19 protein-coding genes are annotated in these 23550 nt (G+C 32.2%); 5 read left to right on the top strand and 14 right to left on the bottom strand.

The features are described from left to right. Positions 1–70: 70 nt before the first annotated feature. Positions 71–1447 (top strand): SMI1/KNR4 family protein, encoded by a 1377-nt coding sequence (locus tag AC3IPI_RS21295; RefSeq protein WP_489155561.1) that lies wholly within the window; start codon positions 71–73, stop codon positions 1445–1447. Positions 1448–1569: 122 nt separating this feature from the next. Here the strand turns inward: AC3IPI_RS21295 and AC3IPI_RS21290 are convergent, their stop codons facing one another. From AC3IPI_RS21290 to AC3IPI_RS21275, 4 genes are all read right to left on the bottom strand, one after another. Next, a complete protein-coding gene (locus AC3IPI_RS21290; RefSeq protein ID WP_086894538.1) occupies positions 1570–1965 on the bottom strand; it encodes a tautomerase family protein in 396 nt (131 codons plus the stop codon). 94 nt (positions 1966–2059) lie between these two features. Beyond that, positions 2060–2572, bottom strand: coding sequence for a DUF421 domain-containing protein (locus AC3IPI_RS21285; RefSeq protein ID WP_039114609.1), 513 nt, complete (start codon positions 2570–2572; stop codon positions 2060–2062). Positions 2573–2664: 92 nt separating this feature from the next. Further along, on the bottom strand, positions 2665–4035 hold the full coding sequence (gene rimK, locus AC3IPI_RS21280) for a 30S ribosomal protein S6--L-glutamate ligase (protein WP_039114607.1): 1371 nt from the start codon (positions 4033–4035) through the stop codon (positions 2665–2667). A 132-nt stretch (positions 4036–4167) separates the two neighbouring features. Next, on the bottom strand, positions 4168–6714 hold the full coding sequence (locus AC3IPI_RS21275) for an ATP-dependent Clp protease ATP-binding subunit (protein WP_489155558.1): 2547 nt from the start codon (positions 6712–6714) through the stop codon (positions 4168–4170). Positions 6715–6971: 257 nt separating this feature from the next. Between AC3IPI_RS21275 and gyrA the strand changes: the two genes are divergently transcribed. Both gyrA and AC3IPI_RS21265 read left to right on the top strand, forming a co-directional pair. Next, positions 6972–9617 (top strand): DNA gyrase subunit A, encoded by a 2646-nt coding sequence (gyrA, locus tag AC3IPI_RS21270; RefSeq protein ID WP_039114604.1) that lies wholly within the window; start codon positions 6972–6974, stop codon positions 9615–9617. Positions 9618–9664: 47 nt separating this feature from the next. Further along, complete coding sequence (locus AC3IPI_RS21265; RefSeq protein ID WP_489155556.1) at positions 9665–10933, top strand: tetratricopeptide repeat protein; 1269 nt, start codon at positions 9665–9667, stop codon at positions 10931–10933. Positions 10934–11030: 97 nt separating this feature from the next. Here the strand turns inward: AC3IPI_RS21265 and AC3IPI_RS21260 are convergent, their stop codons facing one another. Genes AC3IPI_RS21260 through AC3IPI_RS21250 form a run of 3 tightly spaced genes read right to left on the bottom strand, consistent with a single transcriptional unit; the run spans position 11031 to position 12981 of the window. Further along, the gene (locus tag AC3IPI_RS21260) at positions 11031–11669 is read right to left on the bottom strand and encodes an endonuclease III domain-containing protein (protein WP_489155554.1); all 639 of its coding nucleotides are present in this window, start codon (positions 11667–11669) and stop codon (positions 11031–11033) included. Positions 11670–11671: 2 nt separating this feature from the next. Further along, positions 11672–12064, bottom strand: a complete 393-nt coding sequence (msrB, locus tag AC3IPI_RS21255) for a peptide-methionine (R)-S-oxide reductase MsrB (RefSeq protein WP_039120421.1) — start codon at positions 12062–12064, stop codon at positions 11672–11674. Positions 12065–12114: 50 nt separating this feature from the next. After that, the gene (locus AC3IPI_RS21250; RefSeq protein WP_489155553.1) at positions 12115–12981 is read right to left on the bottom strand and encodes an alpha/beta hydrolase; all 867 of its coding nucleotides are present in this window, start codon (positions 12979–12981) and stop codon (positions 12115–12117) included. A 205-nt stretch (positions 12982–13186) separates the two neighbouring features. Here AC3IPI_RS21250 and AC3IPI_RS21245 point away from each other — a divergent pair, with 205 nt between their 5' ends. After that, complete coding sequence (locus AC3IPI_RS21245) at positions 13187–13996, top strand: M48 family metallopeptidase (protein ID WP_489155551.1); 810 nt, start codon at positions 13187–13189, stop codon at positions 13994–13996. Between the two features lie 168 nt (positions 13997–14164). Here the strand turns inward: AC3IPI_RS21245 and AC3IPI_RS21240 are convergent, their stop codons facing one another. Continuing rightward, the gene (locus AC3IPI_RS21240; RefSeq protein ID WP_489155549.1) at positions 14165–15859 is read right to left on the bottom strand and encodes a hypothetical protein; all 1695 of its coding nucleotides are present in this window, start codon (positions 15857–15859) and stop codon (positions 14165–14167) included. 292 nt (positions 15860–16151) lie between these two features. On the opposite strand from AC3IPI_RS21240, the gene AC3IPI_RS21235 reads away from it, so the two are divergent. Further along, positions 16152–17483: an MFS transporter gene (locus tag AC3IPI_RS21235; protein WP_489155547.1), complete on the top strand. Its 1332-nt coding sequence runs from the start codon at positions 16152–16154 to the stop codon at positions 17481–17483. 57 nt (positions 17484–17540) lie between these two features. On the opposite strand, the gene AC3IPI_RS21230 is transcribed toward AC3IPI_RS21235, so the two are convergent. The 6 genes from AC3IPI_RS21230 to AC3IPI_RS21205 all read right to left on the bottom strand — a co-directional run bounded on the left by AC3IPI_RS21230 (position 17541) and on the right by AC3IPI_RS21205 (position 23455). After that, entirely contained in the window at positions 17541–18926 is a 1386-nt protein-coding gene (locus AC3IPI_RS21230; protein ID WP_489155545.1) for a serine hydrolase domain-containing protein, read from the bottom strand. 361 nt (positions 18927–19287) lie between these two features. After that, positions 19288–20412, bottom strand: a complete 1125-nt coding sequence (locus AC3IPI_RS21225; protein ID WP_489155543.1) for a serine hydrolase domain-containing protein — start codon at positions 20410–20412, stop codon at positions 19288–19290. A 52-nt stretch (positions 20413–20464) separates the two neighbouring features. Continuing rightward, positions 20465–21196, bottom strand: a complete 732-nt coding sequence (locus AC3IPI_RS21220) for a head GIN domain-containing protein (RefSeq protein WP_489155541.1) — start codon at positions 21194–21196, stop codon at positions 20465–20467. 30 nt (positions 21197–21226) lie between these two features. Beyond that, positions 21227–22288: a hypothetical protein gene (locus AC3IPI_RS21215; protein WP_489155539.1), complete on the bottom strand. Its 1062-nt coding sequence runs from the start codon at positions 22286–22288 to the stop codon at positions 21227–21229. Then, positions 22272–22808 (bottom strand): hypothetical protein, encoded by a 537-nt coding sequence (locus tag AC3IPI_RS21210; RefSeq protein ID WP_039114591.1) that lies wholly within the window; start codon positions 22806–22808, stop codon positions 22272–22274. Before AC3IPI_RS21210 ends, AC3IPI_RS21215 begins: the two co-directional genes overlap by 17 nt. Positions 22809–22900: 92 nt before the next feature. After that, on the bottom strand, positions 22901–23455 hold the full coding sequence (locus AC3IPI_RS21205) for an RNA polymerase sigma factor (RefSeq protein WP_035627285.1): 555 nt from the start codon (positions 23453–23455) through the stop codon (positions 22901–22903). Positions 23456–23550: the final 95 nt, after the last annotated feature.

Genomic DNA, 23550 nt, shown 5'->3' with positions numbered 1-23550 from the left:
ATTTGTGCAAAAACTAAAATAGAGTACATTTATTCTATTCTAAAAATAGAACGAAGGAATAAAGATTAAAATGGAAGAATCGAATAATAAGTTCTTAGCTGAACAAATAGAAAGAATTAAAAGTAAGTTAGTCGAGGCTAAACAAATAGATAAAGGCTTAAAAGTATTTGGAGCTTCAAGTCATAAGTATATCTTGGGAGAAGTTGTAAATGCAGAAGATATATTAAAGTTTGAAACCGAATACAGTGTAGAGCTTCCGAATTGTTATAAAGCGTTTTTAATGAATATTGGAAACGGAGGGGAATCGTTTTTATCTTCGGCTGCAGGACCTTTTTACGGAATATACCCACTAGGAAAGAATGTAAATGACTTAATCTATGAAAATACTAAGGAGTATTTAAAAAAAGATTGTATTCTATATCCTAAAATGTCAGATGAGTATTGGGATGATTTAATCGAAAAAATAGAAGAAGATACCATTTCAGATGACGATTATGAAAAGGAACTAGGAAAGGTATATGGGGGATTGTTGCCTATTGGTGAGCAAGGTTGTTCTTGTTATCATGCAATTGTTTTAAATGGAGAATTTAAAGGAAGAGTTTTAAATATTAATAGTGAAAGATATAATCCTCAGTTTACTTTCGAATTAAATTTCCTGGATTGGTATGAAAGATGGCTTGATGAAGTAATTTCGGGTGATTTAATGCAGGATAATGCAGGATGGTTTGGGTATAGAATAGGAGGTTCTTTGCAAGATATTCTAAAAATGTACTTTTCGACTAATGCTGATGAGGTGAAGAGCGATTGTTTGACAGGGATTTTAATCAAGCAAAAGCTAGATGCTGAGACATTAGATATAATCGAAGAAGAATATAAAATAAGTAATGGCGAAATTCAAAAAGAGTTACTTCAGATGCTCGCAAAATTTGATTATGAACGTGCGTATCCTTATTTAGTTGATTTTGCCGATGTGAGTTTATTGCATGTTTTTCAATTTGTATTTTGGTATGCAAAAGATAAAAGTTCAGATTGGCTAGGAGTAATCGAGTCGAATATGGAAATGATAAAAGACGACGAAACTTTTAGTTTTTGTGCATATTTATTAAAAGAAATGAATATCGATTATAGCTATCTTATAATTCCTTTTACTGAAAATGATAATGAGAGTATAAAAGTTACTACATATTATATGCTTGGACAATTAAGTAATAAAGAAAATTATATAGATAGCTTTATTATAGGTTTAAATGATAAATCAAATAGAGTTATTCACACGGCTTTGCAAGCTTTAAATGGGGTAGAAGACAAGAAGCTTTTAAAGCATTATAAAAATATAGCAGAAAGATTTCCTGTAGAGCAAGATTATATTTTGGTAAATCTAAACCACAGACTTAAGCCGTTCGGGCTATCCAATACTACAATTAAAGATTTGGTTCTAGATGCTTAAAGTAATTTTAATTCTATAAAAAAGAGGATAATTTCATTGAAAATTATCCTCTTTTTTTATGATTTATGCTTTCCTGCAAAGTCTTTTTTGACCTTGTAGGTATTTAAATGATTATTTCTATTTTAAACTTCAACTTTAAATCCTAGATCAACATCATATGCCGATTGTCCTCCCTGAACACCCCAACTTTCTTTCTGACTATCTCTAACAACAATTAAAACATGGTCTTTTGGGATGCCTAATTCAGATAAGTTTTTAGTCATTTCACTGAATAGTTTTCTTTTTGCATCAATAGAACGTCCTGAAAATGCATCAACACTTATTAAAGTGTATAATTCAGGTTGGGTTTTAGTTGGTGAAACTGCAAATCTATGTGGCGGATGAACTAAAAGTCTGACGGTTTTATCTTCAGGTGGGATCTGAAAAGCTGTTACCATTGCAGAATGAACTGCATCGATAATTCTAGTACCTTCTTCTTCGTTATAGTCTTTTCTAACTTCTATTAAAATTGCCGGCATAATATTTTTGTGTTTGAGCTACTTGGTTTTAGTTGTTTTGACTGATGTTGATCCTTTTGACTTTATGACTTTTAAACTTTCGACTTACTTTTAACTACTTCTGAAAGTTTTTGTGATTGTGTTTTCGCTTGTATATTGTCTGCTTTAAATGATTTGTACTTTTTGAGATAATACTTATTGTACCATCTATTTCTAGCATGGCTAATTTTACCTCTTTATAATGTTCTACACCATGTTCCCGCATAGCTTCTTCAATTTCATCCGAAGATATATTTAATTTACTTAGCGATTTAAAATCGATATGACCATTATGAATGAGAACTTCAGGTTTTTCTAGCAAAAGATTGTGTAGTCCTTTGTATTTGTAGGTGAGTTTTTTTAGAATATAATTAATGATAAACAATACGGCTGCTGCAGCAATTCCTCCTAAAAGACTTGTGTCGCTACCAACCATTGCGTTTTGGACAGCATTACTAATTAATAATATCAGAATTACATCGGCAGTATTGAGCTGAGATAATTCCTTTTTTCCAAAAACACGTAATGCGATTACCATAAAAAAGTAAACCGAAGCACTGCGGATGACAATATCGAGATATGGATTCATTTTTTTAGTATTCGGTTTTTTAGTAACAGTGTTTGGTAACAGTATTCAGTTGCAGTAACTGAGACTGTAAACTGCAACTGTACACTAAAAACTTATCTAAGTTTAAAATTCTTTTCGATAGCTTTTATCATTTCACTGGCAACATCTTTATTAGTCGCTCCTTCAATTCCTTCTAAACCAGGAGAAGAGTTTACTTCTAGTAATAAAGGTCCTTTTGATGAACGTATAATATCTACACCAGCAACTTTTAAATCCATTGCTTTGGCAGCTTTTATGGCGATTCTTTTTTCTTCGCTAGTTATTTTTAATATCGATGCAGTTCCGCCTAAGTGAATATTTGCTCTAAATTCACCAGGCATAGCTTCACGCTGAATAGCTGCAACTACTTTTCCGTCGATTACAAAACAGCGTATATCTTTACCGTTTGCTTCTTTAATGAACTCTTGTACCAGAATATTAGCATTTAAGCTTTTAAAGGCATTTATAACACTTTCTGCAGCCTTTTTTGTTTCGGCTAATACAACACCTTTTCCTTGAGTTCCTTCTAATAGTTTTACGATTAAAGGAGAGCCTCCAACCATTTTTATCAAATCGTCGGTATCTAAAGGAGAATTAGCAAAACCAGTTGTCGGAATATCAATTCCGCTATGCAATAATAATTGTAAAGAATATAGTTTATCGCGTGATTGGGTTATTGCTGAAGCAGAGTTTAAACAAAAAACCTTCATGGCTTCAAATTGGCGTGTTAATGCACAGCCATAAAAAGTTATGCTTGGGCGAATACGCGGAATAATAGCATCAAATTCATTTAGAATTTTTCCGCCACGATAATGAATTTCTGGAGTTTTGGCATCGAGTTTCATGTAGCATTCTTTGATGTTCAAAAACTGCATATCATGACCTCGCATTTCGCCAGCTTCCATGATTCTTTTGTTGCTATATAATTCAGGATTACTGGCTAAAAGACCAATTCGTAAACCAGAACTTGCTTTTTCAGAATTTTGATATAATTCTTTTAGTGTATCAGATGACGGTTGCCCTAAAAGATATTTTTCCTCAGGATCAACAAGTACTCTGCCACTCATTGCTTCTCGACCTAAAAGCATTCTGAAACCCATCGAATCTCGATTGGTCAAAGTCATTTCTATAGGCCATTTGGTATCACCAATTTTTAGGCTGGTTTGTATAACATAGCGTTGCTCTCTAAAACCGCTAGAGCTTTTTACAACCCTTTTGTCTACTAGCGGAGCTTCGCAATGTATTATTGTTTTTGTATTGTTTTGTATCGGATTAATATCAAATTTAACCCAATTTGCATCATTTTTTATAAAAGGAGCTATGTTAATGGCATGCATCGCCGAGGTTTTTGCACCCGAATCTACACGTGCTTTAATTGTAGGGATTCCCAATTCAGGAAATGAGCACCATTCTTCGCTACCTAAGATGACTTTATTTTGAAGCATAATTTGATTTGTTTTACTTAATCAAAAGTAAATATTTGTTTTTAATAATTGACCGATTTCATATAAAGAATAAACCCGTTATGTTATAAAAAACGTAACGGGTTTATGATTTGTTATAAAAAATAAATTATATTATTGATTTGTTGGTTCTTCTGCTTTATGAACATCAACAGTAAGTTCTTGTAATTCTTCATTTAAATCAATTAAGATTTCATCGCCTGAAGTAATTTTAGAAGTAATTATTTCTTCTGCCAATATATCTTCAACGTATTTCTGAATCGCTCTTTTTAATGGTCTTGCTCCAAATTGCTTATCGAAACCTTTATCTGCGATGAAAGCTTTGGCTTTATCGGTAAGATTTAATTTGTAACCTAACTCTTCTACACGTAAGTATAGTTTTTTAAGTTCAATTTCGATAATCAAATCGATATCGCTTTTCTCTAAGCTATTGAATACAATAACATCATCAATTCTGTTCAAGAATTCTGGTGCAAATGTTTTCTTCAATGCATTTTCGATAATGCTTTTAGAATTATCATCGGCTTGAGCAATTTTTGCAGCAGTTCCAAATCCTACTCCTTGACCAAAATCTTTTAATTGTCTTGCTCCAACATTAGAAGTCATGATAATTATAGTGTTTTTAAAGTCAATTTTACGACCTAAACTATCTGTTAAATAACCATCGTCTAGAACTTGAAGCATCATGTTAAATACATCTGGATGTGCTTTTTCAATCTCATCTAAAAGTACCACACAATAAGGTTTTCTACGAACTTTTTCGGTTAATTGTCCACCTTCTTCGTAACCAACGTATCCCGGAGGCGCTCCAACTAAACGAGAAATAGCAAATTTCTCCATGTATTCGCTCATGTCAATACGTACTAAAGCATCTTCAGAATCGAATAATTCTTTTGCCAGAACTTTTGCTAGTTGTGTTTTACCAACACCAGTTTGTCCTAAGAAAATAAATGATCCAATAGGTCTGTTTGGGTCTTTAAGACCGGCTCTGTTACGTTGTATAGAACGAGCGATTTTTAAAACAGCTTCGTTTTGACCAATTACTTTGTCTTGAATTAATTCAGGAAGTTTGGCTAATTTGTTGCTTTCTGTTTGTGCAATTCTGTTTACAGGAATTCCTGTCATCATAGATACTACATCGGCAACATTATCTTCGGTTACAAGAATTCTATTATTTTTAGAGTCTTCTTCCCATTGTTCCTGAGCTATAGCTAGTTCTTTTTCGATACGCTTTTCGTCATCGCGAAGTTTAGCAGCTTCCTCGTATTTTTGTTTTTTAACAACTACGTTTTTCAGTTCACGTACTTCTTCTAGTTGGCGTTCTAGATCAAGGATTTGTTTAGGAACATCAATATTAGTAATATGCACACGAGATCCAGCCTCGTCAAGAGCATCAATTGCTTTGTCTGGTAAGAAACGCTCCGACATGTATCGGTTTGTTAATTTCACACAAGCTTCGATTGCTTCTGGAGTATATGTTACGTTGTGGTGATCTTCGTATTTGTCTTTGATGTTGTTTAAGATTTCAATTGTTTCTGCAACAGAAGTTGGTTCTACAATTACTTTCTGGAAACGTCTCTCTAAAGCACCGTCTTTTTCTATATATTGTCTGTATTCATCAAGTGTTGTTGCTCCAATACATTGGATTTCTCCTCTTGATAAGGCAGGTTTAAACATATTCGAAGCGTCTAGAGATCCAGTTGCACCTCCAGCACCAACGATAGTATGAATTTCATCGATAAAAAGGATGATATCATCATTTTTCTCTAACTCGTTCATTACAGCTTTCATTCGTTCTTCAAACTGACCACGATATTTGGTTCCTGCTACAAGGCTTGCTAAGTCTAGGGTAACTACACGTTTGTGAAATAAGATACGGGATACTTTTTTCTGAACAATACGCAAGGCTAGTCCTTCGGCAATAGCAGATTTTCCTACTCCAGGTTCACCGATTAATAAAGGGTTGTTCTTTTTTCTACGGCTTAAAATTTGCGAAACGCGTTCAATTTCTTTCTCACGCCCTACAACAGGATCTAGTTTCCCTTCCTCTGCCATTTCTGTTAAATCTCTCCCAAAATTATCTAGAACAGGTGTTTTTGATTTTTTGTTGGACTTATTGGCTGGATTATTAAAACTTCCTTCTTTAAGACTGTCATCTTGTCCTGAATCATCATTATATGATTCGTTTCTTGGCAAGTTTTCTAAAAATTCTTCTTCGCTTGGAGTCATATTTAAGTATTGTTCTTTAGCTATATCATAATCTATTTTTAGCTTATTCAATAGCTTGGTTGTTGGATCGTTTTCGTTTCGTAAGATGCATAAAAGCAAGTGTGCCGTACTAATAGATGAACTCTGGAATACTTTGGCTTCTAGAAATGTAGTCTTTAGCGCTCTCTCAGCTTGACGTGTGAGGTGCAGGTTTTTTTTCTCTACATTGACTTCGGCACTAAGATTGGCAGGGCTCAGTATTTCGACCTTCCTACGTAAATGCTCTAAATCGACTGCTAGGTTATTTAATATATGAATGGCTTTTCCGTTTCCATCCCTTAAAATGCCTAGCATCAAATGTTCAGTACCAATAAAGTCGTGACCCAATCTTAAGGCTTCTTCTTTACTGTAGGTAATAACATCTTTTACTCTTGGTGAAAAATTATCATCCATAATATATAATTAGTATTGTAAATTTAGTGAATTAGTGTATGAAAAACAAAAACCATACCCATTAGAAACTCATGTCAGCTAAGGGACGAAAAAAATAATAATAAAAGAGTTAAATAAGATTTAAATTATTAACTAAAATGTAAAATAAAGTTGTTAATAAATCATTGAAATAAGTAGGGGAAAATGCCCTCAAAAATTTCAAAAAGGCGTATATTGGCACGTTTTGAAACTAATATAATTTTTTAATATAACAACTTATGTCTGAAGGAGAAAAGTTAATTCCTATTAACATAGAGGATGAAATGAAATCAGCTTACATCGATTATTCGATGTCAGTAATCGTATCAAGAGCACTTCCAGATGTTAGAGATGGCTTGAAACCAGTGCATCGAAGAGTTCTTTACGGAATGTATGACTTAGGAGTAACATCAAAATCTGCCCACAAAAAATCTGCGAGAATCGTAGGGGAGGTTTTAGGTAAGTATCACCCACACGGAGATACTTCAGTATATGATGCCATGGTACGTATGGCTCAAGAATGGAGTTTACGTTATTTATTAGTGGATGGCCAAGGTAACTTTGGTTCTGTAGATGGAGATAGCCCGGCAGCAATGCGTTATACGGAGGCTAGAATGCGTAAGATTTCAGAAGAAATAATGGCTGATATCGAAAAAGAAACAGTTGATTTTCAATTGAACTTTGATGATACTTTATATGAGCCTAAAGTAATGCCTACCAGAGTTCCTACCTTATTGGTTAACGGAGCAACAGGTATTGCAGTTGGTATGGCTACAAATATGCCACCACACAACTTAACAGAAGTTATCAATGGTACATTAGCGTATCTTGACAATAACGATATTGAAATTGACGAATTAATTACTCATATTAAAGCTCCCGATTTTCCAACAGGAGGTATAATATATGGTTACGAAGGCGTTCGTGAAGCATTTAAAACAGGTAGAGGACGTATTGTAATGCGTGCCAAAGTAGGTTTTGAAGAGGTAGATGGTAGAGAATGTATCATCGTTACCGAAATTCCATACCAAGTTAATAAAGCAGAAATGATCAAACGTACTGCTGATTTGGTAAATGATAAAAAAATTGATGGAATCGCAAATATCCGTGATGAATCAGATAGAAATGGTATGCGTATCGTTTATATCCTAAAACGTGATGCAACTCCTAATGTAGTTTTAAATACATTATATAAATATACGTCATTACAATCTTCTTTTAGTGTAAATAATATTGCACTGGTAAAAGGTCGCCCACAAATGTTGAATCTAAAAGATATGATTCACTATTTTATTGAGCACCGTCATGATGTTGTAGTTCGTAGAACAAGATTTGAATTACGTAAAGCAGAAGAAAGAGCTCATATCTTAGAAGGTTTAATTATTGCATCTGATAATATTGATGAAGTAATTGCTTTAATAAGAGGTTCGAAAAACACCGAAGAAGCTCGTGAGAAATTAATCGAAAGATTTAAATTATCAGATATTCAGGCACGTGCAATCGTAGAGATGCGTTTACGTCAATTAACAGGTCTGGAACAAGACAAGTTAAGAGATGAGTATAATGAATTGATGAAATTAATCGATCATTTGAAAGCATTATTAGCAGATGTAGACTTAAGAACTAATTTGATTAAAGAAGAACTTATCGAAATCCGTGATAAATACGGAGATGCGCGTCGTTCATTAATTGAATATTCTGGTGGAGACGTAAGTATCGAAGATTTAATTGCCGATGAGAATGTTGTAATTACAATTTCGCATGCAGGTTATATCAAGCGTACAAACTTAACAGAATATAAGACACAAAATAGAGGAGGAGTTGGACAAAAAAGTGCAGGAACAAGAGATCAGGATTTCCTTGAGCATATGTTCGTAGCGACCAACCACCAATATATGATGTTCTTTACCCAAAAAGGAAAATGTTTCTGGATGCGTGTTTATGAAATTCCAGAAGGAAGTAAAACGGCAAAAGGTAGAGCAATCCAAAACTTAGTAAACATTGAGAGTGATGATAAAGTAAAAGCTTTCATTTGTACACAAGACTTAAAAGATAAAGATTACATCAATAGTCATAATCTTGTAATGGTAACTAAAAAAGGACAGGTTAAGAAAACTTCTTTAGAGAAATATTCTAAACCTAGAGTAAATGGTGTTGCTGCAATTACAATTAAAGATGGTGATGAATTACTTGAAGCTAAATTAACTAACGGAGAAAGCCAAATTATCTTAGCTGTTAAGTCAGGTAAATTGGTTCGTTTTGAGGAAACTAAAACGCGTCCGATGGGAAGAACAGCTTCTGGAGTTCGTGGAATTACCTTAAAAGACGATACTGATGAAGTAATTGGTATGGTTACTGTTGATAAAGACAACGTTAACGATTCACAAATCCTTGTTGTAACTGAAAACGGATACGGTAAACGTACTAAATTAGTTGATGATGATGGAGAAGATGTTTACAGAATTACTAACCGTGGAGGAAAAGGAGTGAAAACTCTTAATATTACCGAAAAAACAGGTAAACTTATCTCTATTAACGCAGTTACAGATGCTGATGATTTAATGATTATCAATAAATCTGGATTAACAATTAGAATGGCTATTGAAGATTTACGTGTAATGGGTCGTGCAACGCAAGGTGTTCGATTAATTAACCTTAAAGGTAAAGATTCTATTGCAGCTGTTACTAAAGTTATGAAAGATGATGTTGCAGAAGTTATTGTTGACGAAGATGGTAATGTTATCGAAAGTGTTATCGAAAGAGTAAAACCAGATTTAGAAGTTCTTGAAGACGATGGAGTTGTTGAAGACGATGAAGACGACGAAGATGATGTTGAGGACGAAGACGGAGATGATTCAGAAGAAGAGGAAGAGTCTGAAGAATAAATAATAAGAACCCAACAAACAATTTAAATAAATCAAAAATTAGAATTATGAAAAGTAAATATGTAATACTAGCGTCAGCATTATTGATATCGGTAGCTACTTTTGCTCAAAAAGATCAAATTAAAGACGCTGAAAAAGCATTGAAAAATGGCGATTCTAAATCGGCTATTACTATTCTGGATGCAGCAGATTACCTAATTGTAAATGCAAAAGATACTGAGCAAGCTCAATATTATTTCGTAAAAGGAAATGCTTATTTAGATATGGCAAAAAAAGGAGTAGAAGAAAGTAAATACCTTCTACTTGCTGCAGATGCATATAAAACATTAATTGATACTGAAAAAACATCAGGAAAAGTTAAGTATTCAACTCAGGCTGCTGCTTCAATTACTGATATCAAAGGAAGATTGATTAATGGAGCTATAGCAGATTCAAAAGCTAATAAAAATGCTGATGGTGCAAAAAAAATATATGATGCTTATTTGTTAGACAAAAAGGATACTATTAATTTGTATTATGCTGCTTCTACTTATGTAAATGCAGGAGACTATACAGCTGCTTTACCTTTGTATGAAGAATTAAAAAAACTGAACTATTCAGGAAAAGGAACAGCTTACTTAGCAACAAACAAAGCTTCAGGAGAAGAAAATGCATTTAATACTGCAAGTGAAAGAGATCTTGCTGTTAAGATTGGAACTCATGAAAAACCAAGAGTAGAAGTTTCTCCTTCTAAAAGAGGTGAGATTTATAAAAACATCACTCTTATTTTAGTTCAAAGTGGTAAAATTGAAGAAGCTAAAAAAGCAGTAGCTGAAGCTAGAGCTGCTAATCCAGAAGATTCTTCATTAATCTTGACTGAGGCAAATTTATACTTAGAAACTAAGGACTTTGAGACTTATAAAAAATTAATCGGTGAGGTTTTGAAAAACAATCCAAACGATCCTGATTTACTTTTTAATTTAGGTGTACTTAGCGGAAATGCTAAAAACGCTGCTGATGCTGAGAAATATTATGCTAAAGTAATCGAAATCAAGCCTGATTATACTAATGCTTATATTAACCTGGCTGCATTAAAATTAGAGGACGAAAAGCCTATAATTGATGAAATGAATAAGCTTGGAACATCTGCAAAAGATATGAAGCGTTATGATGAATTGAAAGCTAAAAGAAATAATCTTTTTAAAAGCACAATTCCTTATCTTAAAAAAGCTTCTGAGTTAGATCCTAAAAATGAGGATATTTCTAAGACACTTTTAAACGTTTACAGCGCACTTGAAATGACAGCTGAATACAAAGCATTGAAAGCAAAAATGTAAAATTATTTTGCAAGCATAAAAAAACCGAGATTTATATCTCGGTTTTTTTATGCTTTGTAAAGATGTACCGCAGTGCATCTTCTTTCTCTATTAATTTTTAAGAACTGAGATAATAATTGCAATGTGAGTTAATCAGACATTCATTGCATTTTGGTTTTGGACGACAAATTTCTCTTCCTAAAAATGATATTACCATTCCTATTTCTCCCCAAATATCCTTTGGTAAAATCTGCATTAATTCTTTCTCTACTTTATTACCATCTTTAGATTCATTTGTTAATCCAATTCTTGGAGCAACACGTATAACGTGTAAATCAGCAATAATTCCTTCTGCAGGTTTTTTCGATTCTCTCAAAATTACATTTGCAGATTTTCGACCAATACCTTTTAAAGCAACCAGATCTTTCATTGTCATCGGGATGTTTTCATCTTTTTTAAGAGTATTTGCAATTTCTATTAACCATTCCGCTTTCGTTCTGTAGTTTCTAACTTTACTAATGTCAGCAAAAAGTTCTTCCAGATTTGTTGCAGCAAGACTTTGCATATTTGGATATTTAGCAAAGAATGTAGGTGCAATGGAGTTAATATTTGCATCAGAATCTTGTGCAGACAATATGACCATTACAAGCAGCTGATACGTGTTTTTATAATCCAAAGGATGTTTTCTTCCCTTATATTTAGCAAGAAGAGGCTCTAGATTTTCTTTCCAATTTGGCGAATCTCCAAATAAATCCATGACTATTTGTCTTTAAAATCTATCGATAAGGAATTTACACAATAGCGTTGTCCAGTTTCAGTCGGACCATCGTTAAATACATGTCCCAAGTGACTTCCGCAATTGGCACATAAAATTTCAGTTCTTTTCATACCATGGCTCACATCCGAGATATATTCTACTTTACCTGGAATCGATTCATCAAATGAAGGCCATCCACAATGCGCATCAAATTTTGAGTTGCTCTCAAACAAAGGTTCATTACAAGCACCACAACAATAAACACCTTTTTCGAAATGAAGATTGTATTCTCCAGTATGCGGGCGTTCAGTTCCTTTTTGGCGAAGTACTTGATAACGGTCATTACCAAGTTGCTCTCTCCATTCTTGTTCTGTTTTTTCGATTGGATATTTCATATGTTTTATTTTAATTTATTTTTATCAAAAAGTAAGACTAACAAAATTAGTTACTTATGTTCGATAAATTGTACGGTTTTATTAATAACATTAGTATTGCCTAATATTTTTCGATGACCTAATCCTTCAGTTAATATTAGTGTACCATTTTGTAAATGTTCATTAATATGAATTCCAGCTTTTACGGCAACTTCAGGGTCATCTTTATCATGAATAACCAAGACAGGAATAGTTACAGCTGCTGCGGCTATATATGCCGAAAAATCATTCATTTTTATGTTGTGCTTTTCTTCAAAATAGTCACGTAAACGAATGCCTATTTCTGGTTTTAATTCTAGTTTAGCAACAAAGTCATCAACAATATCCTGAACAATATCACCGCTGCCAATAAGTACTGCTCGATTAATCTTTAGTCCCTGCTTAATAGCGTTTAATACAGACATACCACCTAATGAATGCCCGACTGCAGCTTCAAAAGGACCATATTGTTTTTCAATCTCTAAGATTGAAGCAATAAAATCTACCATATGAGTAGTTTTTCCAGGAGATTTTCCGTGAGCAGGAGCGTCAAAACTTATGGTTTCATAACCATGCTTAAGTAGTTCATCGGCAATCTTAAATAATTGCGTTCCGCGGCCTGACCAACCATGAACCAATAGAATCTTTTTTTTGCTTTGGCCAAACTTATAAACAACAACTTCTTTATTAATCGCAGGAACTTTTATTGTATTCTGGATGCTTTTATGATCCATTTCTAGTTCTCTTTTCGGAACTTTATGTTTTATTGGAGTTATAAAAAGTTTTATTGCATAGGAAGTAACCCACTTAGGTGAAATGAAATTAAGGAGTTTGCCTGTAAATATTATAAATTGAGGAACTTTTAATGATTCTGTAGGGCTAGGCTTTTTTTTAGACATTATAATACGTTTTAAGGAGCTTTTTGTTGTAATCAAATTTTAAAAATATAAAAGTAACACAATTAATAAAATCTATTGATAAGTTATAATTTAATAAATGTGCGATGCATGGGATAATAATCTAATTATGATATTTTTTAAACGAATTGTATAAAAAATAAATTTAGAATAATCGTATTTTTGTATGTCATTAAATGTAAAAGTCATGAGAAATAAATTATTGTTGGGAATATTCACTATAGCTTCAGTGTATTCATGTGCAGTAAATCCTGTTACAGGAAAAAAGAGTCTTAATTTTGTTTCTAATAGTGAGTTATTTCCATCTTCGTTTCAGCAGTATAATACTTTTATTAAAGAAAATAAAGTAATTACAGGAACTGCCGATGCTAAGCGAGTTGAAGTTGTTGGAATGAAAATTAAAGCAGCGGCCGAAAAGTATCTAACTTACTTAGGACAATCTCAATATCTTAAAGATTATCGCTGGGAATATAAATTGGTAGATAATAAAGAGGTGAATGCCTGGTGTATGCCAGGAGGTAAAATTGTAGTTTATTCTGGTATTTTACCAGTAACTAAAGATGATGCTGGTTTAGCAACAGTTTTAGGGCATGAGGTTTCGCATGCTTTGGCTAATCACGGTGCACAACGTATGAGTGCAGCTCAATTACAACAATTAGGTGCAGTAGGAGTTGCTGCGGTAACAGGTAGCCAGAGCGCTGACAAGCAAGAAATGTGGCAAAAATATTATGGAATTGGCTCACAAGTAGGAGTGATGCTCCCATTTAGCCGAAATAATGAAAGTGAAGCTGATAAGATAGGGTTAACGCTTATGGCAATTGCAGGATATAACGTAGATGAATCTATAGCTTTTTGGAAAAGAATGTCGGCTCAATCTTCGGGACAAACGCCAGAATTTCTTAGTACACACCCATCTGATGCTACTAGAATTGCTAATCTGAATGCTTTAATTCCAGAAGCAAAAGCTACTGCTCTTAAGGTTGGAATTATTAGGTAAAATTTCTCTAGGCTTAAGTTGCGATTAGATAGATAAAAAAAAACGAATTTCACTTTTAAAATTTGTGTTAATTCGTAAAATTAGTGTTCAAAATAGATTTACTTGTATGAATAAAAAAAGATTGACCTTTTAAAGTCAATCTTTTTTATTTACTATTTTGTTTGAGTGTTATTTAGTAACAGTCATTTGTGGATATACGCTATTTGTAGCAGGATTAATTACTCCAGTAGCGGTGTAACCATTTGCATCTTTGATAACAATGTTTTTAATGTTACTTGTTTTTGCAACACTAAGAATATTGATTTTTCTGAATGGAATACAAAGGTTAAATTTAAAGCTATTTGCTGTGATATCTTTAGCAGCAACTGTTACTGTTTTTGCAGTTTCTAATACAGTTCCTGTATCTGAATAAACATCATAAGTAACTTGTAAGTTTCCAGAAAGTGCTTTTCCAGCAAGTGGATATTTATAGTCTAAAGTAATATCAAAACCATAAGAATAAAGTCCGCTACATGGTAATGAAGAGGTTTTTACAGATCTGAAATTAGATACAGTCATTGTTTTGTTATAGTTTCCAACATTCCACAATGATTTGTTTTCATTAAATAATTCTGTAGTATATGCATTTATTCCTAAAGCTCCGAAAGAGAAAACTCCTGAAGAATAGAAATCTCCTGTAGAAGCAAAAGCTGATGTTTGAGAGATACTTCCATTTCCGATAGTAGAACTCTTAATTCCGAATACAATATTTCCTTTTATATCTAAAATATTAGAATCTAATAATTTAATTTTAGGTTTGATTGTTATTTTCATATCCGAGATAACTTCTCCTACTAAATCACTTTCAGTAACTTTTGCATTTGTGATGTTATTTTCATAGATGAAATGGCTCTTTTTACCAGGTATACCGTTGTAATAAGCAAAACCAATTTTGAATGTTCCGTTAGAATTGATAGCAAAATGAGATGCTTTTGTTACATTAGCCTGAACTTCCATTGGAAACGAAATTTCATCAATGCTTATTTTAGCAGGAAGATCTCCTAAAAGGTCACCAGCTGGAATATCAACATCTATTTCTACTTTTTTAAGTAAGTCTAAGATATTTGCAGGAACATTGTCGATTAGGTTGTAAGCATATTTTTTATTTACAGCTCCATCAAACGTAAAGAACGGATTGATAGCACTATTAATTTGGTAATACACTTCTATCTCGTTAGGAAGTAACTTAGATTTTCCAAATCCTATTTTGATATTAAGAGTTGAATTTACAGAAGTGTTTGGGCTTAATGTAAAACCGTTTGATTTGTAGTCTTTGACATTATTGAAGATGTCATAAGTAAAAGTGTTATCATAGTTTCCTCTTGCTGTAAGCAATGAAGTCTTTTTAGAATTTAACGCTTTTTCGCTTTCTTGCACATCCATTGAAAGTTCAATAGAACCTCCTTGGAATAAATCTCCAATATAAGCATCAGTTGTTTCTAATGAAAAGCTATTGTTATTTTTAGTAACATTAGAAATTTTTCTGAAATATACTTTACCACTATCAGATGTTAAGTAAATTAAATTTCCTGAGATAAGTTTTTCACTCATTTCAGAAGATGAAGCTTCAACTTCAAATTTACCTTTTTCCATATCTGCTTCAGAGCTAGAAATTGTAGCATTTTCAGAAGAAATTTTTGTTAAATCAGGGTTTACTGCTAAGTCCTGAAGTTTATAAGTCACCCCATCAGCCGATCCAGATGCATTAATCACTCTACTAGGATCATTCGCAGTAGCGGATAGGTCTTTCCCTAAATCATTATCACTAGAACATGATGTTAATGTGATAAAACTGGCAATAAATAAGTACAGTACTTTTTTCATAGTTTGTTTTTTTTAAGTTTAGAACAAAAATATCATGATGTACGCGCTGAAACTACCCCAATAGATTATTAAAATGGTTAAATAAGACTATATTTTGCTTTTTGAATTAAGGCGTGTTTTGTTTTAAGAAAACATAACTATTTTTCAGGCTTTTTATCGAGTTGTAAAATGATGTGGTTGAGAAGGATAAATTTTTATTAACAACATATTATTTAATATATGTTTTTCAGAAATTTATTTAATTACAAATAATAAATAGATAAATTCGCAGCCTATTAACGAAACTATTTTTATGAAAAACTTACAAAAAGGAGATAAGAAATTATTAAATGCGTGGGCATTTTATGATTGGGCAAACTCGGTTTATACGCTTACTATAGCCTCAGCAGTATTTCCAATATTTTATGAAGCTTTGTTTGCAGAACGTAATCATTACATTCAAGTTTTCGGAATGAATCTTAAAAATTCTGCTTTAATTAGTTTTATAACTGCGATGGCCTTTTTGGTTGTTTCTTTTATTTCCCCGTTATTATCAGGAATTGCTGATTATGTGGGAGACAAAAAAACATTTATGAAGTTCTTTTGCTATATGGGAGCCTTATCCTGTATGGGATTATATTGGTTTAACCTTGAGAATATATACGTAGGATTAGCATTTTATTTTCTGGGATTACTAGGGTATTGGGGAAGTTTAGTTTTTTATAATTCGTATTTGCCAGATATAGCTTTTGTAGAGCAGCAGGATAAGATTAGTGCCAAAGGATATTCTTTAGGATATATAGGTAGTGTTGTTTTATTACTTCTCAATTTAGCTATGATAATGAAACCAGAATGGTTTGGAATTGAAGGAACAGAAACAGAAAAAGCTTCAAATGTGGCTATGCGTTATTCCTTTTTAATGGTAGGAGTTTGGTGGATATTATTTAGTCAGTATACTTATTATTATTTACCAAAAGGAAGTAAAGACAAAGGAGAAAAATTAACTACATCTGTAATTTTTAATGGCTTTAAAGAATTAAAAAAAGTCTGGGCATTATTGAAACAAAATATTCCTTTACGAAGATATCTGGGCGGATTTTTCGTTTCAAGTATGGCAGTTCAAACCGTTATGCTTGTTGCTACTTATTTTGGAGCACAGGAAATTCAATGGTCATCCGAAGAAGAAAGCACTATTGGGTTAATTAAATGTATTTTAATAATTCAATTAGTAGCTGTTATTGGTGCTGTATTTACTTCGAGAGCTTCTGCAAAATTTGGAAATATTCCAACCTTGATTGTAATTAATATTATTTGGGCAATTTTTTGTGCACTTGCTTTTTTCATCACATTACCAATTCATTTTTATGTGATGGCTACAGTTGCTGGATTTGTAATGGGAGGAATTCAAGCGTTGTCACGTTCTACGTATTCCAAGTTATTACCTGAAACAGAAGATACTGCTTCATTCTTTAGTTTTTATGACGTGGCTGAAAAAGTTGGAATTGTAATCGGAATGTGTGTTTACGGTATAATTGATCAAATAACGGGAAGTCCGCGCGCAGCGATTGTAATTTTAGGAATCTTTTTTGTAGTAGCTATTTTTCTATTAAGAAGAATACCTAAAAATGACATGGTAAATAAGTAAAATATAATTATATGATAATTACTTCGCCACTATTAATATGTTGTGGCGAAGTAAAAATTATTTGTTTACAATTTCTTTTAACATCTCTTGAGCTAATTTATTAGTCGAATCTACTTCTAAGGCTTTTTTATAGAAAACTGTTGCCATTTTTTTGTTTTTATTTTTTAAATAACATTCGCCAATTAAAGTATACGTATTTGAATTTCTATTTAAATTAGAAAGGTCTATAGTAGTAGCACTTATCGTAAATATTTTGATAGCATCATCATATTTATCTCTTCTCATAAGGTATTTTCCCGTATTAACTAAATCTGAAACTTCATTCGAGAAATCGTATTTATCTTTTTCTTTTGATTTAATATGATTGTAAAATGCAATACCGGAATCGTAATTATCAAGTAATTTACCTCTAATCTCTAAATAAATAGATTTTTTGGGTAAAGAGAAAGGTTTGTTATCCAGGATATTAATGATTGATTCTGCAATTTCAGGAAGTTTAAAATTTTGATTATTGGCTATCATGGTTATGATTACATCTTCTTTATTTCTATAAAAAACAAAGGACTCATAATTGTTTCCTGATCCCTGATGAGAATGCTCCAGAAGATTTCCTTTTTTAATAACCACATTTCCTAAACTGGATTCAGAGCTTGCATCAAAGCTTTGCGAAAGTATATGTAAAGAATTTTGATTTATTAATTTTCCATCATGCAGACCTTTAACCCAATAAAATAAATCACTAATGGTAAAATACATTTCGCCACCACCATGAATAAAGGTTGTTTCTTTATAATCATTATCAAATGAACCTGCCATATTTAAAGAAAGTATGGAGTCTTTAGGGATTTCTCCACCTTCAATATCTAGTGGTTTAAAAAGATTTTCTTTTATAAAATCAGGATAAGAAAGAGAGGTGATTTTCTTTATGATTTCCTGCTGAAGAAATATATTGGCATTACTATAATTATATCCTTTTCCGGGAGTAAATTCTAGTTTTTTAATTTTATTTAATTCCGAAATATACTCAGTATCGGTAGTTTTTGATATTCTAGGTAAACCGCTAGTGTATTGTAAAAGATGTTGTATTTGAATTTCATTTGCCCATTCAGGTAAATAGGTCAAGTAATCAGAAACCTTATCTTCCAGTTTTAGCTTTCCTTTTTCTTTTAATAGTAGTATTGCAACACCATTAAATTCTTTACTAATAGAGCCAATAGGCATAGAGGATTCGTAGCAGAGTCTTTTGCTCTTAGTGTAATCGGTATATCCTAATTGTGACACATAAATGATTTTACCTTCTTTGGCAACGATTATATTCCCATTGAATATCCCTGTTTCATTTGCTGATCTCATTAAAGAATCTAAATTTCTTTGCTTGTTTGGTTGTCCAATAATCATAGAACAACTTAAAAAAACAATGAGAAAAAGTAATTTTTGTTTCATGATTTCTATTTTTTTGATTAATAGCTAAAAAGAAGACGTTTGAAACACTAATTAATCTTTATAGCTAATGATTTATTTGTTCATTCTGTTTTCGATTTTAGGAAGCATTTGTTTGGTGTTATCATTTTATAGTTTTCAAAAACAGCAACACTCAGTCCTTTAAGGTTATACTTCGTCATTAATGATGCAGTGCTAGCCTTTAGGCTATCTAGGACGATGATTTTATTTGCTGGTTTTTCCGTATATTCTCTTTTTTGCCCAAAAGACAGGGCACAAGAAAGCACCAGAAGGAAAATATAAATTATCCGTCTCATTTTTATCGAGTTTTAAAGGGTTTTTTAGGGATTATATCCCTTCAGCTTTATTTGCCAGAGTTTTTTAAATCGGTCAATAAACCTAGAGATGCAGCTTCAAGGTAAGTGCCCGAATTGTTATCGCTTTGATTCATAATAATTATAAAACCTAAATTATATTCAGGATATATTTTCAGCATATTTTGCGTGCCATTAGAGCCACCATCTTTGGCATAACTAAGCTTTTTGTTACTGTCTTCCTGAATTTCCCAAAAATAGCCCATATCACCATTTACATAGATTCTTCGATGCGATTCTATTACAACCTTATTGGTCGTATCTAATTCAAATTTTATGAATTTGATTAAATCACTCATTGTTGATTTTAGCATTTTTGAAGCTCCCCAAAGATTGCTTGATAAATTGGTCATTAACAATCCACTTCCGTTATAACCATTAGCAAGAACATCATTAGGAGCTAATTTTACCTTTGTGTTTTTCATTCCTGCTTTGTCAAAAATCACCTGACGCAATAGGTCTTCATAATTTTTTTTGTAAACATTTTCCAAAATATGTGCACATAATTCAGGACCTAAAGCTCCGTATTTAAACGCTGCACTTGAGCCTGGTAAAGTATCAACTTTTACTTTTCTTAAAGCGTTAAAAAAATCAGTTTTGGTGTAAGATTTATCTAGCCTGTTTTTATGAACAAGAAAGCTATCAGGACTAAATTTTTGTCTTATTTCTTTGGTATCAGGAAAAGGAGTTAGAATTCCGCTTCGGTGTGTAATTAGATTTTTTATTTTGATAGGAGTTCCTTTAAATTCTAAATTCGGGAATCCTTCATTGAGATACTTTCGAATATCATCGTCTAATTTTAATTTTCCATCTAAAACTGCATTTGCAACAAGAGTTCCTGTAAATACTTTAGTAGTAGACGCTATTTCAAACAGCGTTTCGTTTGTGGCTTTATTCCCTTTTCCTTTATCTATTTCGCCATAATGTCTGGTATACGTTTTACCGTCTTTTATTACACCAATAGAAACCGAATAGGCTTTTGAATCTTTTAGTAATGCATTGGCATTTTTATCTATAGATGCGAAAATTTCTTTTTCGCTAAGAGTATTTATTCTTTGCTGACTTGAGCATGAAAAACCAATGCTTAATAAAAAAGCAATAATTATATTTTTCATAGTTAGTTTTTTTTTGTTTAATAATTATTGCTTCTTTGTGATCTTTATTTTTTTAGGCTTTCGAGATACTTCCTGAGCCGCTTACTTTGGTGTCTTTTGTTTTAGGATCTCCCTTATATTGAATATCACCTGAACCCGAAACTCTGGCTTTTAGGTTTTCGCTACAAAAAACTTTGCTGTCACCAGATCCAGAAATGGTAATATCTACATTTTTAGCTTTTAATGCATCTGAATCGATATCGCCAGAACCAGACAATTTTGTTGTGAAATTTCCAGTATTTCCTTTTAAAACAACATCTCCGGAACCACTTACAGCAAGGTTAAATGAAGTTGCGTCAACATCTAGATCTAAATTTCCTGAGCCTGATAACGCTGCCGAAAAAGAATCAGATTTTATTGTACTCTTAGATCTTACATCTCCAGATCCTGAAAGTGTAACACTAGATATTTTTTCGAAAGGAATAGTTAGTTGGATGTTTTTACCCATGCTCGAACTAATATTTTTGTTTTTTTCGGTGTAAATTTTAAGAACATTGCCTTCAACTTCAACTTTAATATACTGTTGTAAATTTTCTTCGGCTTTAACTATAATTGCACCTTCTTTTCCTGCAACTAAATCGACATCAAACGATCCCATTACTTTAATATCATCATAAGAGCCAGTTGAGCGAGTATTGGTTACAACTTTTCCATTTCCTTTTATGCGTTCTTTAGACCATTGTGCATTGGCAACTGTACTTAAAAAGAATACGCTACAAACTAATAATTGAATTGATTTTTTCATTTTTTGATTGATTTTTAATGATTTATTGTTTTATTGTTTTTTAACTAATGATATACTTCCATAACTTGAGGTAAGAACGACTTTGTTTTGTCCTTTTTTCTTGTAAAACCCGTCGATTTTTTTTGCATTACTCTTTTCTTCACTAATAGAAATCTGAAGAGAAGAATCGGTTTTTATGCCAGAATATCTTGCCGAAATATCAAAGTCGAAAGCATAGTTGCTATCATATCCAATTGATACATCTGAATATCCAGAGGTAACATTTATATTATTGGCTTTTTCGTTTATGATGCCTACAGCCAGATTACCATAATTAAGATCTATGCTTAATGTATTTAAAATTTCACCAATATTAACAGTCAGATAATTTCCTGCTCCTGCAATAGAACCCATTTTCTGAAATTTAAATGTTCCGTAATTACAATCGTATCTAATATTCTGACCATCCCCCATAACAATATCAGTATAATTGGTGTCAAGATTAATTCTTCCAGCACTATTAATTTTAAGTCCTGAATATCTCGCTTCTAGATTTCCGTTTTTAATGTGTTGTATGCTAGAGTTTTGACAATATTCTATATGAATTGTATTTGCATTCCCATTTAATCTGCCCAGATTTACTTTCCCATATTTACAAGAGATATCTGTAGTTGATGCTAAATCTCCTGTAGTGATATTTCCGTATTTATTATTAAGCTTTACAGTTCCATTTTTCGGGATTTTTAAGGTGTAATTAATCTCAAAACTATTATTACTTCCTTTGCTTTTGTATGTTGAGTTCCCAATGCTTGTGCTGGCAGTAAGCATTGATTTTAATGCTGTGATATTTACATTGATACTGTTTAATTTTTCGTTTACCCAGTTTTCATTGTTTCCAGATACTTTTATAATTACTTCAATATCAATTTTATCTTCATCCCAGGTTGTAACCGTGATATTTCCGTATTTACTGTCTATATCTATTCCAGCATCAGAGTTAACGATATAGGTTTTCTTGATAACTTTTTGCTTTGTCGAATAACCATCGTCATTTGCAAATCCTAAAAAGGGAATTATCAGTAATAAGATAAGGAAGTTATAGTGTTTTTTCATGAGTGCTGTTTTTAAATTTTTCATTTTCGTCAATACGGGTTAATACATTTTGCAAGAATGAAATACGGGTTTGTAAATTGCTAATCATAGCGTAAATAATCTGTTTGTTTTCGCCATTTTTTTGTAGTTCGGTAATGATTTTTGCATAATCATTATCCATAACTTTCATTTGTTTAAGGGCATCGCTAATTATTTGCTCGTTTTCGGGCGATTTCTTGTCATGAAGTTTTTCAAGTTCATTGGCAATTAGAGCTCCAAAAATCGAATCAGTTCTTTTGGTTTCCTGTGAGGCAAATTTTAATTCTTTTGGTTTTTGATTTGCATTAAAAAACACAGAAATCCCCAGCATAAGTACTATCGAAGCTGCGATAGCATATGTAATTGTATAATTCTTTTTCGGTTTTGTTTTCTTTAATTTATTTAAAAAATCTGCTTCATGTTGAGGTTCCATCTCCTGGATATCCCACTGGTTTTCAAATTTTTCAAATAATTGGTCTAGTTTGTCATTTTCCTTTTTCATATATCCAAATTTTTATTTTTTAGAGGTGATATATAGTATCGCCTTTTTGATAATTAGTTCTTTGTTCCCACAAAATTGTTTAAGTGGCGATTTCATATCTCCTCTAATTTTTTTCTTAAACTGTTTTTAGCTCTGTTCAATGTAGTCCGGCAATTGGCATAGCTAATAGTAAGTATTTCACTTATTTCTTCTTGATCGTACCCTTCAATATAAAATAAGGTCAAAACCATTCGATAGTTATCCTTTAAGCTTAAAATAGCTTCCATGACTTGTTTTACCTTCAGAGAATCCAGATCTAGATTTTCAGAAAAGAAACTATCATTTTCCTCTATTTTATATAAAGTCTTACTAAGATCTTCTATTTGAAACTTATTGTTTTTTTTGTAAAAATCAATACTGTAATTAATTACGATTTTCTTGAGCCAAGCTCCAAAAGCGACTTCTTGTTTATAGTCATCAATTTTGGTGAATGCTTTAAGAAAAGCTTCTTGCATAACATCTTGAGCATAGTGTTCGTCTTTTACAATACGATACGCAACATTATACATGGCTTTACAGTATCTGTTGTATACTTCAAATTGTGCTTTTTGATTCTTTTGTTTGCACAATGTTATTAATTCTTCGATATTTTGGTTAGTTATATTCAAGTAGCGTCTAATGGTTTTTATTAATGACGGTGTTTTTTTTGGTTTGTTACACTTTTGATAAAATTAAATGTAAATTTTTTATAAAAGTTTTTTTG

Source organism: Flavobacterium sp. GL_143, from assembly GCF_057834355.1.
The sequence above is the reverse complement of the archived record's forward strand: the minus strand, read 5'-3'. Positions and strand labels throughout refer to the sequence as shown.